General features: G+C 35.9%; 13 protein-coding genes and 3 tRNA genes. 4 read left to right on the plus strand and 12 right to left on the minus strand.

Annotation, left to right across the window (positions count from 1 at the left end; all coding sequences use genetic code 11):
* Nucleotides 1-13: 13 nt before the first annotated feature.
* Together B8967_RS15915 and B8967_RS15920 are read right to left on the minus strand one after the other, a co-directional pair.
* A complete protein-coding gene (locus tag B8967_RS15915) occupies nucleotides 14-1642 on the minus strand; it encodes a DUF4270 family protein (protein ID WP_084086732.1) in 1629 nt (542 codons plus the stop codon).
* Between the two features lie 14 nt (nucleotides 1643-1656).
* Nucleotides 1657-2427: a glycogen/starch synthase gene (locus tag B8967_RS15920; protein ID WP_047489246.1), complete on the minus strand. Its 771-nt coding sequence runs from the start codon at nucleotides 2425-2427 to the stop codon at nucleotides 1657-1659.
* Nucleotides 2428-2599: 172 nt separating this feature from the next.
* Between B8967_RS15920 and panC the strand changes: the two genes are divergently transcribed.
* Nucleotides 2600-3448, plus strand: a complete 849-nt coding sequence (panC, locus tag B8967_RS15925) for a pantoate--beta-alanine ligase (RefSeq protein ID WP_047489249.1) — start codon at nucleotides 2600-2602, stop codon at nucleotides 3446-3448.
* A gap of 53 nt (nucleotides 3449-3501) precedes the next feature.
* Here the strand turns inward: panC and B8967_RS15930 are convergent, their stop codons facing one another.
* From B8967_RS15930 to B8967_RS15945, 4 genes are all read right to left on the minus strand, one after another.
* A complete protein-coding gene (locus B8967_RS15930; protein ID WP_047489252.1) occupies nucleotides 3502-3840 on the minus strand; it encodes a hypothetical protein in 339 nt (112 codons plus the stop codon).
* A gap of 115 nt (nucleotides 3841-3955) precedes the next feature.
* Nucleotides 3956-4028: transfer RNA gene (locus B8967_RS15935), tRNA-Lys, on the minus strand.
* Nucleotides 4029-4081: 53 nt separating this feature from the next.
* Nucleotides 4082-4164: transfer RNA gene (locus B8967_RS15940), tRNA-Leu, on the minus strand.
* A 38-nt stretch (nucleotides 4165-4202) separates the two neighbouring features.
* Nucleotides 4203-4275 (minus strand) — tRNA-Lys (locus B8967_RS15945).
* Between the two features lie 114 nt (nucleotides 4276-4389).
* On the opposite strand from B8967_RS15945, the gene B8967_RS15950 reads away from it, so the two are divergent.
* Nucleotides 4390-4905, plus strand: a complete 516-nt coding sequence (locus B8967_RS15950; RefSeq protein WP_047489542.1) for a shikimate kinase — start codon at nucleotides 4390-4392, stop codon at nucleotides 4903-4905.
* 14 nt (nucleotides 4906-4919) lie between these two features.
* Here B8967_RS15950 and B8967_RS15955 read toward each other — a convergent pair whose 3' ends face one another.
* Nucleotides 4920-5357 carry an RNA-binding S4 domain-containing protein gene (locus B8967_RS15955; RefSeq protein ID WP_084086733.1) on the minus strand — a complete coding sequence of 146 codons (438 nt, stop codon included), beginning with the start codon at nucleotides 5355-5357 and terminating at the stop codon, nucleotides 4920-4922.
* Between the two features lie 55 nt (nucleotides 5358-5412).
* Here B8967_RS15955 and B8967_RS15960 point away from each other — a divergent pair, with 55 nt between their 5' ends.
* Entirely contained in the window at nucleotides 5413-6156 is a 744-nt protein-coding gene (locus tag B8967_RS15960) for a hypothetical protein (RefSeq protein ID WP_084086734.1), read from the plus strand.
* Nucleotides 6157-6226: 70 nt separating this feature from the next.
* Here the strand turns inward: B8967_RS15960 and B8967_RS15965 are convergent, their stop codons facing one another.
* The 5 genes from B8967_RS15965 to B8967_RS15985 all read right to left on the minus strand — a co-directional run bounded on the left by B8967_RS15965 (nucleotide 6227) and on the right by B8967_RS15985 (nucleotide 12961).
* Complete coding sequence (locus B8967_RS15965; protein WP_047489261.1) at nucleotides 6227-7744, minus strand: FMN-binding glutamate synthase family protein; 1518 nt, start codon at nucleotides 7742-7744, stop codon at nucleotides 6227-6229.
* A 52-nt stretch (nucleotides 7745-7796) separates the two neighbouring features.
* Nucleotides 7797-9143 (minus strand): tRNA (N(6)-L-threonylcarbamoyladenosine(37)-C(2))-methylthiotransferase MtaB, encoded by a 1347-nt coding sequence (gene mtaB / locus B8967_RS15970; RefSeq protein ID WP_047489264.1) that lies wholly within the window; start codon nucleotides 9141-9143, stop codon nucleotides 7797-7799.
* Between the two features lie 67 nt (nucleotides 9144-9210).
* The gene (locus B8967_RS15975) at nucleotides 9211-9801 is read right to left on the minus strand and encodes a DUF1572 domain-containing protein (protein WP_084086857.1); all 591 of its coding nucleotides are present in this window, start codon (nucleotides 9799-9801) and stop codon (nucleotides 9211-9213) included.
* A 98-nt stretch (nucleotides 9802-9899) separates the two neighbouring features.
* On the minus strand, nucleotides 9900-12005 hold the full coding sequence (locus B8967_RS15980) for a T9SS type B sorting domain-containing protein (protein WP_084086735.1): 2106 nt from the start codon (nucleotides 12003-12005) through the stop codon (nucleotides 9900-9902).
* Between the two features lie 158 nt (nucleotides 12006-12163).
* A complete protein-coding gene (locus tag B8967_RS15985; RefSeq protein ID WP_047489269.1) occupies nucleotides 12164-12961 on the minus strand; it encodes a hypothetical protein in 798 nt (265 codons plus the stop codon).
* Nucleotides 12962-13165: 204 nt separating this feature from the next.
* Between B8967_RS15985 and glgP the strand changes: the two genes are divergently transcribed.
* Nucleotides 13166-14830 carry an alpha-glucan family phosphorylase gene (gene glgP, locus B8967_RS15990; RefSeq protein WP_047489272.1) on the plus strand — a complete coding sequence of 555 codons (1665 nt, stop codon included), beginning with the start codon at nucleotides 13166-13168 and terminating at the stop codon, nucleotides 14828-14830.
* Nucleotides 14831-14863 lie beyond the last annotated feature (33 nt).

The raw sequence follows: 14863 nt of genomic DNA on the forward strand, positions 1-14863 counted from the left end.
GTTATTTTTTTGTTTATTTTTTTGTACCGTAAGTAACTCTTAGCTGAATTCTATTCGCACTTTTGTCACTTCCGACCAATATCGTTCTGTTCATATCAAATGCTCTTGTTGTAAATGTTGGTCCAAAATAGGCTCCTGAACTTACAATTCTTGCAAATGCACCCTGATTGATAAGTAATACATTATTTTTAAACTGATACTCATTATCCGTAGTAATTTTAATACCATCTGCAGGACCTTCAACAATACCTTTAATGGTCTTTGTTATCACAAAGTCATAATATGCTGGTTTTTCATTGATCAGATAAAGAGGGAATCCTGCCATTAAATCTGAAGTAAAGCCTGGCGAAACAAACTCGCCATCTTTTCCTTTATCTTTATTTACCGGAAGGAGTGAAAATCTACTGTCTCCAAATTTCGAATGTTTATTAGACCATGTTAATGGATCTACATAAATTCTGATTTTTGCACTTACAATTCCTGCTTTATCTTTTTCATATAAACTTTTAAGCTTATTAATAGCCTCTTCCGGAATTTTCACTCCTATAGAAGGCCCTCCCATTCCCTGAGCATAAAGCTTCGGATCACCAGTGGTATCATTACTTGCTGCTAATGCAGATGAAACTTGAGATCCTGTTCTATTGTAAGCATACTGACCTATGTGAACATTACCTCCTCCTAAATTAAATTTAAGTGTAGTTTGTGGTCGGGTCGTTGTACCATTATCTGTTTTATCATATTTATAGTACATCACAATCTCCATATCATTAGGCGAAAACTGGAAAAGATATTTATCCGTTTCACTTACTGAAATCTTGATTCCTCTTAGATATCTGATAAAGTTTGCTGTATTTTGCAATTCAGGCATTCCTTTTTTATCTACAATTCTGGTTTGGAAGAAATCTTTATCCAACTTCATTCTAAAGTCATTAGTCGAATTGAATACAGCGGTATTGTCAGATTTTTTAGTCACGGCTATCGTGCTTACTCTACCGTCAAATACTGCTGAACCTAATAATCCGCCCGTGCTCACATCTACATTTGAACGGGTGAAAGGTTTAGCGTTAGCATCCAGGAAAGTTGTAACCTCATGTACATTTATGGTCATAGAGTTATACTGCCCCCCTATTTTACCATATTTAAAAACCGGATATGTCTTTTTATCTATAGAAACTGGTACCGTTTCATTTCCTACCGGGAAATCACTTCTGTCATAAGCACCAGGTGCTTTTACTGAGTCTGTGATATAGTATGGTGTTTTCATCACCAGAACAACAGAGTCTACTTTTGCGTTAGGTCCGGTAAAATCGAAGTTATCGGTAGGCATTCTCAATTGTGTAATATAAGATGCTTTTTGCCCTCCAAACTGATTTTCAGTAAAAGCTCCCAGAACACCAACGGTTGTGAATCCTCCTGCAGCATTTTGTTCACTGATCAATTTAGAAGCATCACTTCTGATGGAATCATGATTATCAATATTATATGCAATAAGATCATATAATGTTTCATTACCATCTACCTGATCTTTTATAAACAGCTGTTCCCCAAGGGAATCTACATCCGGTTCACAGTTATAAAGAATGGTACTTCCGAAAATCGCCAGTAAAAGTACGGCGAATGTCTTTTTAAGATTATGAGTCATTAAAAATGTGTTTTTTAATAAAGTTGGTTTATAGAATCTACGTCAAGATACTCTGACTTTTTGGTAGCTGTTTCATTGAAAGCCTGGTCAAGGTCTTCATCAAGAAACTCATCTCCTTTTACAACTGCATCTACGTAGTTCATACTTTCGATAACAAAGCTTTTAATTGTTGGATTATCTAACGCTTTTAATCCTGAAATATTATCAAACTTCAATTTTTCATCAATCTTTTTATCCAGAGCAGCGTCTTTCTCATTATACAGAGAAAGAACAATTTTAGCGTCTTTGAAATAAGTATCTGATTCGTAATACGTTTTAAGGTAAATAGGGACAAAAGAAGACATCCATCCGTTCAGGTGGATAACATCCGGTACCCAGTTCAGCTTTTTGATGGTTTCAATAACTCCTCTTGCAAAGAAAATAGCTCTTTCGTCGTTATCCTCGAAAGGATTTTCTTCGTCGTCAAAATAGTATTGCTTTCTTTTGAAGTATTCTTCATTATCAATAAAGTAAACCTGAAGTCTTTCCCCCGGAAGAGACGCTACTTTAATAATTAAGGGCTGGTCCAGGTCATTGATAATAATATTCATTCCTGAAAGACGGATTACCTCATGAAGCTGGAATTTCCTCTCACTTATTTGTCCAAATCTTGGCATAAAAACTCTTACATCATTGCCTTCATTGTGCATCTTAAGTGCCATTTTGTTTACCACTGCAGCCATATTGGTATCTTCCTGATATGGATACATCTCTGTAGTAATGTACAGTATTTTTTGATTCGGCATAAACTTTCTATCTAATTTTTTGTAAAAATGCTTTAATGTGCAAAATTACAAAAAAACATCCAACATTATTTTAATTAACATTTTTTTACGAAAATTACCTTTTCCAAATTATTAAAAACACACTTTATTATGTGATATTTTTAGTATTTTTGAAATAGTATTAAAATAAACTATGGAAGTTATAAGAAATAGGAAAGTCCTTCAGGATTTCATTGAAAGACAGAAAGAAATGGGAAAAAGAATAGGCTTTGCTCCTACTATGGGCGCCCTTCACAAGGGTCATCTTTCTCTATATGAAGAAGCAAAAAAGGAGAATGATCTTGTTATTTCATCAATTTTTGTAAATCCCACTCAATTTAACAATCCTGAAGACCTTGAAAAGTACCCAAGGGACATTAACAGAGATATTTTAATCCTTGAAAACTCAGGGCTTGTAGATGCTGTATATATTCCTGAAATAGCAGATATTTATCCTGAAAAAGCAGAAAGCAAGCACTATGATTTTGATGGACTTGAGAATGAAATGGAAGGAAAATCACGACCAGGACATTTTGACGGAGTAGGAACCGTCGTAGAAGAACTTTTCAGACAGGTACAGCCAGACAGTGCCTATTTTGGAGAAAAAGATTTCCAGCAATTAGCCATTATTAAGAAAATGGTTGAAAAGACACATCTCCCGGTTAAAATAACAGGTGTTCCCATCTATAGAGCCGAAAACGGACTTGCACTAAGCTCAAGAAACCAAAGACTTCACGAAGACCGAAAAGAAGCTTCAAAAATCATTTATGAAACCCTGAATAAAGTAAACGACTGGTTCCGAACGGTTACCATTGCAGAAATTAAGGAAAGGGTAACAGATATTTTTGACAACCAGCAAGGAATGCATCTGGAATATTTCCTGATTGCCGATGAAAACACATTAAAAGAAACTGATTTTTTCTACAAAGACAGAAGTTTCAGAGCCTTTATCGTGGTAGTGGTAGATGGTGTAAGATTAATTGACAATATGCATTTAGATTAAAAAAAGCTATATAATATGTATGCTTTTATAGAATACAAACTCTGATGGTAACGTCAGAGTTTTTTTGATGTATTATAATAAGAACCGAATAACCAAATAATCACGGGAGAGAAAAATAATACCACAGAAAAGATTCCTACTACTACATTTTCAATACTATCATTTTTTATTCCAAGAAATAATAGACAAAGGAATTCAAAGCCCATTACAGCAGCTCCTCCTAAAACATAACCATAGGATCTGGTATCCTTAAATTTTATTTTCTCCCGATTGGATTTTATGTAGCCACAAACTACGTGATATAAAAAAATTAAAAAGAAAACTCCTGCAGACAATAATACAACAAGAATCATCCAGGCTAATTCTTCATCAATGATACTAATATCACTCATATTTCTTTTATAATTAAGTATTAACAAAAAAAAATCAAAGGCCTCTTGAGGAGACCTTTGAAACACCAAATCACAAAATATTAATATGAAAAAAATTTACTTTTCAGTAAACTTGTGACCCGGCTGGGATTCGAACCCAGGACCCATACATTAAAAGTGTATTGCTCTACCAGCTGAGCTACCGAGTCGGCCACAATTAAAGTGAATTACTTCACTATTAATTATTAAATTTTCTTTGCAGTGCCTGCGACTGGACTCGAACCAGCACATCCTTAGGAAACCACCCCCTCAAGATGGCGTGTCTACCAATTTCACCACGCAGGCAATAAAATTACAAAAAATTAAGTAATTTTTATTGCTAGTGACCCGGCTGGGATTCGAACCCAGGACCCATACATTAAAAGTGTATTGCTCTACCAGCTGAGCTACCGAGTCGGTCACTTATGCATCAAGTTTCATTTAAGTAATGTCCCTTGTTTTAAGTGGTGCAAAGATATGACTTTTTTCTTTATCTCAAAACTTTTTCGCAAATTTGTTCAAAAAAAATTCATGATAATTTCACTGATTGGATACATGGGAAGTGGCAAATCTCACATTTCCAAAATATTAAGCGAAAAAATAGATTTTAAATTAATTGACCTCGATAAAGAGATCGTCAGGAGAAATAAATTAACCATTCCTGAAATATTCGAAAAAAGAGGAGAAATCTATTTTAGAAAGCTAGAAAGAGAGGCATTGGAAGAAATTCTGGCTTCTGAAGAAAACGTGGTTTTAAGCCTTGGCGGAGGGACTCCTGTTTATTATAATAATATGGAGATCATCAATCATAACTCAAAGAGTATATTTTTAAGAACATCGGTAGGAACATTGGTAGAAAGACTTTCAAAACAGAAAGAAAAAAGACCAATAATTGCTAATATTACGGATGAAGACCTTCCGGAATTCATTGCCAAGCATCTGTTTGAAAGAAATCAATTTTACAGTAAGGCACAATACAGTTTAAGTACGGATTCCAGAGAACCTGAAGACATCGTCAAGGAAATAATAGAAAAGCTCTATCTCTAGAGCTTTTTTTATTTTTAATCTTCTTTTTCAGCTTCGTCACCTGTTTCTCCAAAGAAATCATCCCAATCTGTAAAGTCTGCATCAATATCATTACCCACATATTCGTCCATTTCTCTTCTGTCTTTTTTAGTAGGTCTTCCTTCCCCTTTGTTCCTGTAATAATCCTGGGACATTTTACGAAGTTTCAGCAATTCATACTGTTCCTTATCTGTCACATCCTGTATGTGAAGGGAGACAAGCTTTGCTCCTATCCTGCTTTTAGGAATCTGAACTACCTTTATTTTATAATCAATCTGATTTTTCCGAATTTTGATAACATCTCCTTCTTTTACCTCTTTTGACGACTTTACGGCGGACGTTCCCATTGAAACCCTGTTCTTTTTAATTTCCTCTGTTGCAATACTTCTCGTCTTATAAAAACGAATGCACCATAAAAATTTATCTATTCTCATAATTTTTTATACTTTTGCCGTTATATTATTTGTAAAGTAATTAAACTTTTTTGAAATGAAAAAAATATTTTTATATATCCTTGCAGGATCTTTATGTTTTACGGCGTGTAAAAAAGATGATGTAGTAGATACCATTAATGAACCTGAAGACATTAACGTCCAAAACAACTATGATGATCAGGCGATTAGAAAGTTTATGGATGAAAATTACCTCGACGCACAAGGAAATGTAAGAACTTTCAGCACAACGGATGCCAGTGATGATAATGAAAAGAAATTATCTGACCTGCCTCACGAAACTTTACCATCAGGTACGGTTTTCATTACAAGACCTGATGCCCAGCCTACTAATGGAGTAGCAATTGCTAAAGGGGACAGTTTACGTATCATGATGAACGCGCTGACTTTTGTAGCCACTGATAACAACGGAAGTATTGTATATGGAGCAAAAACACCTTTGACTAATTACAACACCATCAGTGAAACCGGAATTCCAGTAGTTGATCCGAAATTCTACTATATCAAAAACAACAATAAATTAATCAAAAACGCTACTACAGATATAGCAAAGCAAAAAAGTTATTATATGATTGAAGGCTTTAATGAGGCTTTACAGAAATATAAAGCTTTTGATAAAGCGGATGGAGAAAGCTATAATCTTCAAGGGGTTATTATAGTACCGTCCAGAGCCGCTTTTGCAAGAGATTCTCATTACAATTACAGTGGGTATTCTTTCAGAAACAGGACTTTTGTCTTCAACTTCCAGGTCTATAAAAATACACCAAGGGCAGCTGATTAAGCTCGATAAAAAATAATAAATCCCCACAATGTTTCATTGTGGGGATTTTATTTTATACTCTGTTTTACATTTAAGATCTAGCTTTTTGCTTTACATTACCCAGAATATCCGGGAAGTATAAGTCGGCAAGATGGTCAAATTCATCACCTCTCATAAACATGGTAGCATCTACTTCTTCATAAGAACTTCTTCCGGCAGCAGCAATCAATTCATTGCAGGTATGAAGCGTATTTTTGTGGAAGTGATATACCCTCTCGCTTTTATCGGTAACATCCAATCCTTTAATCAGCATTTTATCCTGAGTAGCCACTCCGGTAGGACAGTTATTGGAATTACAACGTAAGGCCTGAATACATCCTAAAGAGAACATAAAACCTCTGGCGTTGTTACACATATCAGCTCCCATAGCAACAGCTCTTAAAATATCCAGACTGGTAAGTACTTTACCACTGGCAATTACTCTTAATTTATTTCTTACGTTGTAGCTATTCAGTGTTCTGTTTACAAAGATCAGTGCCGGCTCCAAAGGCATCCCTACACCATCTGAAAATTCCGGCGGAGCAGCTCCTGTTCCCCCTTCTGCTCCATCAATAGTGATAAAGTCAGGATAGATTTTCAGTACGTTCATTTGTACACAGATATCTTCAAATTCTTTAGTATCTCCTATACAAAGCTTAAACCCTATCGGCTTACCTCCGGAAAGCTCTCTCAGATGCTGTACAAACTTCAGCAATCCTGCTGCATCATGAAAAGAAGAGTGTGATGGTGGCGAAATAACAGTCATCCCCGGTGTGACGTGACGGATTGCTGCAATTTCCGGAGTATTTTTCACTCCCGGAAGCACCCCTCCATGTCCTGGTTTAGCACCTTGAGACAATTTGATCTCAATCATTTTCACATTCGGCAAGTTTGAATATTTAGTGAATAATTCAGGATTAAATTTTCCTTCTTCATCACGGCATCCAAAATAACCTGTCCCAATCTGCCAGCATAAATCCCCTCCTTCCATATGGTGGGGAGATATTCCTCCTTCTCCAGTATTGTGGTAAAAATTACCTTTTTTAGCACCTCTATTTAAAGAAATCTGAGCTCTGTCGCTTAATGCACCAAAACTCATTGCTGAAATATTAAATAAAGAAGCATGGTAAGGCTGTGTACATTGTTCTCCACCTACCCAAACTCTTGGAAGCTCTTCTGATGGTGACTTTGCATAAATAGAATGCTTAATTCCTTCATATTTTCTATGATTAACCTCCAGCTGCGTACCAAAAGCAACAGTATCACTTAAATTTTTGGCACGTCTGTATACTGCAGAACGCTGATTTCTTGGAAATGGCTTCCCATCTGTCTCCCTCTCGATGAAGTACTGCTGCATTTCTGGTGAAATACTTTCAAAGAAGTACCTGAAGTACCCTAATACAGGAAAGTTCCTCAGAATAGCATGTTTAGACTGGTACGCATTGTAAACACCTAATGCATAGATGGCGGACAGCAGGATGGGTATCCAATAGTGCGCTCTGATCAGTAACGCTACAATCCACGTAGCAGTTACTAATACAATTCCCCAAGATAAAAACTTATCTCTCATGAATGTAGTATTTAAAGTTAAAAATAAATTTAGTAGAATTTTCGCAAAGAGCCTATGCTTTTGCTAAAAAATTTTGGTAAGAAGATTGCACAGAAACCGTGCCATCTGACAGGATTTTTTCTAAATTTAGAAATTCTATTTGATTTACAAAGGCAGGATCAAAGTCTTTCTGGACTCTCACATAATTTTCTGTGAAGCCAAACATTTTTCCGTCTTTATTTTCATGCTCCCAAAGTACAGGAAGTGTTTTACCCAATTGAGTCTGATAAAATGCCATTTTCTTCTTTTCAGAAAGAATTCTCAACATTTTATTACGTTTTTTTCTTTCAGCTACAGGAACTACTCCTTCCATGTCAGCCGCTTCTGTATTTTCTCTTTCAGAATAAGTAAATACATGAAGATAAGTAATGGGAAGTTCATTCAGGAAATTATACGTTTCCATAAATCTTTCCTCAGTTTCGCCCGGGAATCCAACGATAACGTCTACTCCGATAGCAGCATCAGGCATTACTTCGCGAATCTTATTTACCCTGTCATTATAGAGCTTGGTAAGATAACGGCGTTTCATTTTTTTCAACAAATCATCACTTCCGGATTGCAATGGAATATGGAAATGCGGAACAAAACTTTTACTTTTCGAAACCAGTTCTATACTTTCATCTTTTAAAAGATTAGGCTCAATAGATGAGATACGAATTCTTTCTATTCCTTCCACTTTATTAAGTTCGGAAATAAGATCCAGGAACGTATGTTCATGTTTTTTGTTTCCAAACTCTCCTTTTCCGTAATCCCCAATATTTACGCCTGTAAGAACAATTTCTTTAATATCTTTTGCCGCAATTTCTGTAGCATTTTTAAGGACATTTCCAATAGTATCGGAACGTGAAATCCCTCTTGCTAATGGAATGGTACAGTAAGTACATTTGTAATCACATCCGTCCTGAACTTTAAGAAAAGCTCTGGTTCTGTCCCCAATCGAATAACTTCCGATAAAAAAGTCGGTTTCTTCAATTTCACATGAGTGAACAATTCCTTCGTTTTCTGTTTTCTCCAGATCATCCAGATAACTTAGGATATTGAATTTTTCTTTCGCTCCCAATACCAAATCTACTCCGTCAATCTGTGAAATCTCTTCAGGTTTCAGCTGTGCATAACATCCTACAATAACAACCAGCCCTTCCGGGTTAGCCTTCATTGCTCTTTTTACGTGAAGTTTACATTCACGGTCTGCATTTTCTGTTACCGAACATGTATTGATTACATACACATTAGCCTTATCATCAAAGCTTACCTTATCATAACCTGCATCTGTTAATTGACGGGCAATAGTAGATGTTTCTGCAAAGTTTAATTTGCAGCCAAGTGTGTGAAACGCGGCAGTTCTGTGAAAAGTAGACATTTGTTACTCCTGAATTTTATGGGTGCAAAGATAGTAATTTTTAATAAGAACTAAAGATTGATTCAATCTATTGCTTGTATTCATCCCTTACTTCGGGGCTATTTTGAAAACATACAGGAGATGAATTGGGATCGGATTCTTCCCTTGAAACTTTATTTATCATCTCTGTATTAAACTCCTGTGATTTATTCCTTGCAATAGAAAGTGTCTTCCACTCTTCATTTTTCATCATTTTTGCCAGGTATACAATTTGTCCTACGTGATAAGGATAATGAGCAAGCTGCCTGAAGACAGCATCAACCACAGAATGAGCTTCTCCTCTAATATAAATCGTAGAATAGATATTGTCATCAGTAATCTGGTTTAAAGCATCAAAGAGGCATGCCCACCCTTTTTCCCAATATTCAGTAACTTCTTGCTTTGTTTTGAAAGTGTTCTTAAACTCCTCATCACGGTGACGCCATGATTTTTCGCCATCTTCAGTCAAAAAATGGGTCCATCTCGAAAGCATATTTCCTGCAATATGTTTTACAATGACAGCAATAGAATTACTTTCTTCGTTATACTGCCAGAAAATCTGTTCCTCGGACAATTGTCCGAATGTCTTATCACCGAGAGATTTATAATATTCGAAACGCTTAATAAAGAGTTGCTTCATGCTTTTAATTTTGATATCTAAAATAAGACTTTTTAAGAAAAAAACCACTTCAAATGAAGTGGTTTTATCTATGTATTGTATTTAATAATTCATGTCTATTACTCTCTGTTTTTCACCAGTACCCATCCGGAAAATTTGATAGGCGTGTTCTTTTTATCACTTTCATTCCAGGTTACAGAATACCAATACGTTCCTGTGGATACTTTTTTTCCTCCTTCTGTGCCGTCCCATTTGTAACCATTAGTTCTGTCGGCCTTGAAAATTCTATTTCCATACCTGTCAAAAATATCCATGACAAAGTTCTGTTTACCGGCCAATGCAGAGTAATCAATAACATCATTCACACCATCCTGATTGGGAGTAATCACATTTACTAAGTTTGGAACAACAATATCCACTTCAATAGGGTCACAATTGTAAGCATCTTTTACAAATACTTTATGATCACCTCTTGATACATTTTTGAAGGTATTGGAATCCTGCCAGTTTATGTTATCCATAGAATATTTATATGGAGGATTTCCACCCGTTACAGATACGGTAATGGTATTATTCGTAATATCAATTCCTGAAACTACTGGCTGATCAGATGGCAATACTTTTACATTCTGTATGGCAGTACAGTCTCCAGTCTTAAGTTTCACCCAGTAGGTTCCCATTCCTACATTGGTAATGCTTTGAGTAGTGGCTCCTGTACTCCACTCATAACTTTTAAATCCAGGTCCTGCATCTAAAGTAGTGGTATCTTCTGCACAAATGGTTTTGTCTTTAAGGATATCCGAATATACCGGTGGGATAACGGCCAGTGTAATTCTGGCAATATTATAACAGCCCTGTGCATTATAAACCCTTACATATACATATCCGCTTGGAGCAATATAATTGGAAGAATTAGAAATTTCATTGGTTTGATTGATCGCGTCTGTAAGTGACGGATAATATTTTTTCCCGGCACCCGGCTGTGTAGTTACACTGGCTCCTGTAAGATTAAATAATGCCGTAGAAGGGTTTGTTTCAATAAAACATGATCTTATCGTAGCATCAGTGACAATGATTTGTGGATAAAATTTCAAAGTAATCTGAGCAACAGCACTACATCCGAACTCAGAAATTACTTTTACATAAATTGTAGCTTCAGCAGATAGAAATGCCATTGGTGTAGTAATCTCATTAATTCCGGCATTGAGATCAGCCATAGAATGATAGTATTTCTTAACCACAGTAGTACTCGCAATAATGTCTGCTGATGTCAGATCAAACAATGCCGTACCCATATTATTATTGTTACATGCTGTCAATGTAGCATTTTTCACTTTGATAGAACCATCTTTGAATTTAAATTTCCCAATCTGTTTACATTTGTTAAGTGGATTATTTGGGTTTGTCGCATCTGTATAACTAATACTATAATAAAAAACGGTAGTGGTATTCACTGTTCTTGGAGCAGTAATAGGGTTAGCTCCTGTTAGCGCTTCATTCTGACTGGTATGATAACTCACGCTAAAGCTTTGGTTTCCATTAAGTATTCCTGCAGATAAAATAGAAAAATCAAATAATTCAGTACTTCCACATATAATAACTTCCCTTGGATCAGCCGGATTTACCGGAGCAATTCCTGGGGGAATAAAAGGATACGTCTGAATATTCGGATCTGTAAACGGCGATGCCAGTGTAGCCGTACCACCCCAAGTCAAAGAAAATGGAGCTGTCGTACTGCTGGTGCTGCTCACCCAGTTGTCGATAAACAAATAATAAGTTTGTCCGGGTAAAACATCCATATATTTACAGTAAGGAGTGGTAGAACCTCCTACAGCGCTTAGAAGTGTACTTGTCATATTTAAACCTGTAGAGGGGCCTACTCCAATCACTGTTGCTGCATTACAACGTATGGGTGCTCCCAGACTTCCGCAGGTTACATTGGGCCCAAAAATAGCCCAGTCATAATCGGCATCCGGATTATTGGGAACCAGATCAAAGGTAAGTGTTCCCCCTGTGGCAATCGTGATTTTATACCAAATTGAATTATGCTCACCCGTTGCATCCAAACAACTTCCTGAATTTACCAATTCTTTTATATTACCATATCCTGTAGGGCTGTAGGTAATATCTGAGTTTCCACAAACAGCTAATGCCGTTGCACAATCTGCCTGAGAATAAAAAGTTTGAGATATACAAAAAAGAATGAAAAGTAAAAGTTTCCTCATAGATATATGTTTTTATGGTTAAATCAGTTTAAATCAGGCTGATACCAACCTATACCAAATATACCTATAATTTAATTACAAACAATAAAATTCAAATAATTTTGAAATATTACAAATTAAAACAATAAATCTTTGTAAAATCCAAGCATTACATTAATTTATTTTATACTTGTAATATTTCCACAGAGATTTTCAAGGTGAAAGATTTTATGAAAAGGACTTTTCACTTCGTTCAGATGTTCTTTGTCCTGAATAAAAGTATATCGGGAAGCAATAGAATTCATATCGGAAACTATGACCAGCCAGCACTCATCTACAGAAGTGTCATAGTATGGAAATTTTTCATTTTTCTTTTCAATAAGTTCCAAAATCTTTTCCGAACAGAGCTCATCAAAAAGGTTCATACTATATTCATGAGTGATAAAGACATTCCTGCGGTGGAAAGATTTCCGAAGACTTTTCACACAGCCGACTGCTTTATTTTTTTTAATGCTTTTGTAAATGCTGATAATATTTTCTTCCTGATGTTCAAGATTATCAAATCTTACATTGGTATGGAATTCTAAAAAATAAACACCACGATATTTCGTAGTGTCTTCCTGTTCCAATAATATTTCTGCCTGACGGAATATCTTATTCAAGGTACTTTCCACCTTCTTCATTTCCAGATGATTGATGACTTCAGTTAGCTCTATTCCAATTTTTTTATCATTTAATTTCGCAATAAAATCGGGACTTTCACAAGTGAAATCCTCAAACTTCACCTCGGGAAAATGATGCATAAAAGAGTTGAGAAGTAATATTTCGGACTTCTTTCTATATTTTTCACGGTCATGCAGCTGAGATTCATCTATTGTACGGTGGTACTTTTCTATGGGCTTTTTTTTCAAATGCCTGTTCAGGTAATATAAACTTAGATTCTTTATCAGATCTTCTTCAGAAAATGTCTTTTTCATGTGTGATTTTTTTATTGAATTAAAGAACACATGCAATCATCGGTTTTCACCACTAAAAGTTTTTGATAATCAAAATTTTACACTCTTAAAGGTAAGTAAAAAAACAATCCGATATTTACTTTCCCGGTTTATTTATCAAATAATTAATGTAGAGTTTATTTTCATAATCAATACCTTTGCTCCTTCTAACACAAATCAGCATTTATGGATTTCAGGAATTTCAAAATACCTTACAGCGTTAATCCCCAATATTCAAAAAAAACCGCCTACTTCTCAATGGAATTTGCCCTTGAGCAGGTGTTGAAAATATATTCCGGAGGACTCGGATTTTTAGCAGGCTCCCATATGAGGAGTGCATATAACCTGAAGCAGGACCTTATCGGAATCGGAATCCTTTGGAAATTTGGTTATTATGATCAGGCAAGAAATCACGATCAAACGCTACAACCGGTATGGACAAGAAAAATGTACAGCTTTCTTGTAGACACCGGGATAAAATTTCAGATCGAAATCCACAGTGCTCCGGTTTGGGTAAAAGTATGGTATCTTGATCCTGAGACTTTCAATACAGCTCCTATGTTCTTTCTTTCAACGGATGTTCCGGAAAATGATCATGTTTCCAAAACAATCTGTCACAAACTTTACGATGCCAACGAATCTACCAAGCTTGCTCAGTATATTTTACTGGGAAAAGGTGGCGCTAAACTACTGGAAGAGATGAACGTTGAAAGAGAGGTATATCATCTGAATGAAGCCCATGGGCTTCCTGCGGCATTCCACCTGTTGAAAAAATACAATGGAGACCTCAATAAAGTCAGAGAAAAACTAGTATTTACCACCCACACTCCGGAAGAGGCAGGAAACGAAAAGCACAATCTCAAATTGTGCTATGATATGTCTTATTTTTCCGGTTACAGTATGGAAGAAATAAAAAGTATAGAAGGAACGGATGATGAACGATTTAATCATTCTCTTTGTGCTTTAAAAATGGCTAGAAAGGCCAATGGAGTTTCTCAGCTTCATGGAACAGTTTCCAGAACAATGTGGAGTAAATATCCGGGAATCTGTGAAATCACATCCATTACCAATGCTCAGGAATTCAAATATTGGGCAGATAAGCCTCTTTACCATGCTAAAGATGAAAATGATGCAACTGCTTTCGATTATAGAAAAAAGCATTTAAAGAAAAAGCTCTTCAGCATTGTTGCTGATCAAACAGGAAATTTATTTAATCCTGATATTTTCACCATTGTATGGGCCAGAAGGTTTGCAGGATACAAACGTGCAGAACTTCTTTTACATGATAAAGACAGGTTTTACAGACTTCTGAATAATCCTAAATATCCTGTACAGATCATATGGGCGGGTAAGCCTTATCCCATGGATTATTCTGCTATTTCTATCTTCAATACATTGGTTGAAGAGAGTAAAAATCATAAAAGTATAGCCGTGCTTACAGGGTATGAGCTTTCTTTAAGTAAATCTTTAAAGCAAGGTTCGGATCTATGGTTAAACAATCCGAGAGTTCCCAGAGAAGCTTCCGGAACCTCCGGAATGACGGCCGCTATGAATGGTTCTGTGAATTTATCCACAGATGACGGCTGGATTCCTGAATTCGCCAAGCATGGAGAAAATTCTTTCGTGGTTCCTAAGGCAGATTATCTGAATATGAGCATCTATGAGCAGGATAATTATGATTTACATAAACTATATGAAATCCTTGAAAACGAAATTCTTCCGACATATTATGACCATCCTGATCAATGGAGAAAAATCCAGCATAATGCAATGAATGATGTAAAGGATCAGTTCAACAGTGATCGCATGGCGGATGAATATTACAGGATACTTTATAACGGTCAGCAATAAAAAGATTATAAGGAAATTCCTAAGTATTAAAAT

The sequence above is a fragment of the Chryseobacterium sp. YR221 genome (genome assembly GCF_900176315.1).
Lineage (GTDB): Bacteria > Bacteroidota > Bacteroidia > Flavobacteriales > Weeksellaceae > Chryseobacterium > Chryseobacterium rhizosphaerae.

Bases quoted from the DNA above. Each gene is read 5' to 3' on its own strand.
- B8967_RS15915 (WP_084086732.1), bottom strand. From the start codon at position 1,642: ATGACTCATAATCTTAAAAAGACATTCGCCGTACTTTTACTGGCGATT.
- B8967_RS15920 (WP_047489246.1), bottom strand. From the start codon at position 2,427: ATGCCGAATCAAAAAATACTGTACATTACTACAGAGATGTATCCATAT.
- panC (WP_047489249.1), top strand. From the start codon at position 2,600: ATGGAAGTTATAAGAAATAGGAAAGTCCTTCAGGATTTCATTGAAAGA.
- B8967_RS15930 (WP_047489252.1), bottom strand. From the start codon at position 3,840: ATGAGTGATATTAGTATCATTGATGAAGAATTAGCCTGGATGATTCTT.
- B8967_RS15950 (WP_047489542.1), top strand. From the start codon at position 4,390: ATGATAATTTCACTGATTGGATACATGGGAAGTGGCAAATCTCACATT.
- B8967_RS15955 (WP_084086733.1), bottom strand. From the start codon at position 5,357: ATGAGAATAGATAAATTTTTATGGTGCATTCGTTTTTATAAGACGAGA.
- B8967_RS15960 (WP_084086734.1), top strand. From the start codon at position 5,413: ATGAAAAAAATATTTTTATATATCCTTGCAGGATCTTTATGTTTTACG.
- B8967_RS15965 (WP_047489261.1), bottom strand. From the start codon at position 7,744: ATGAGAGATAAGTTTTTATCTTGGGGAATTGTATTAGTAACTGCTACG.
- mtaB (WP_047489264.1), bottom strand. From the start codon at position 9,143: ATGTCTACTTTTCACAGAACTGCCGCGTTTCACACACTTGGCTGCAAA.
- B8967_RS15975 (WP_084086857.1), bottom strand. From the start codon at position 9,801: ATGAAGCAACTCTTTATTAAGCGTTTCGAATATTATAAATCTCTCGGT.
- B8967_RS15980 (WP_084086735.1), bottom strand. From the start codon at position 12,005: ATGAGGAAACTTTTACTTTTCATTCTTTTTTGTATATCTCAAACTTTT.
- B8967_RS15985 (WP_047489269.1), bottom strand. From the start codon at position 12,961: ATGAAAAAGACATTTTCTGAAGAAGATCTGATAAAGAATCTAAGTTTA.
- glgP (WP_047489272.1), top strand. From the start codon at position 13,166: ATGGATTTCAGGAATTTCAAAATACCTTACAGCGTTAATCCCCAATAT.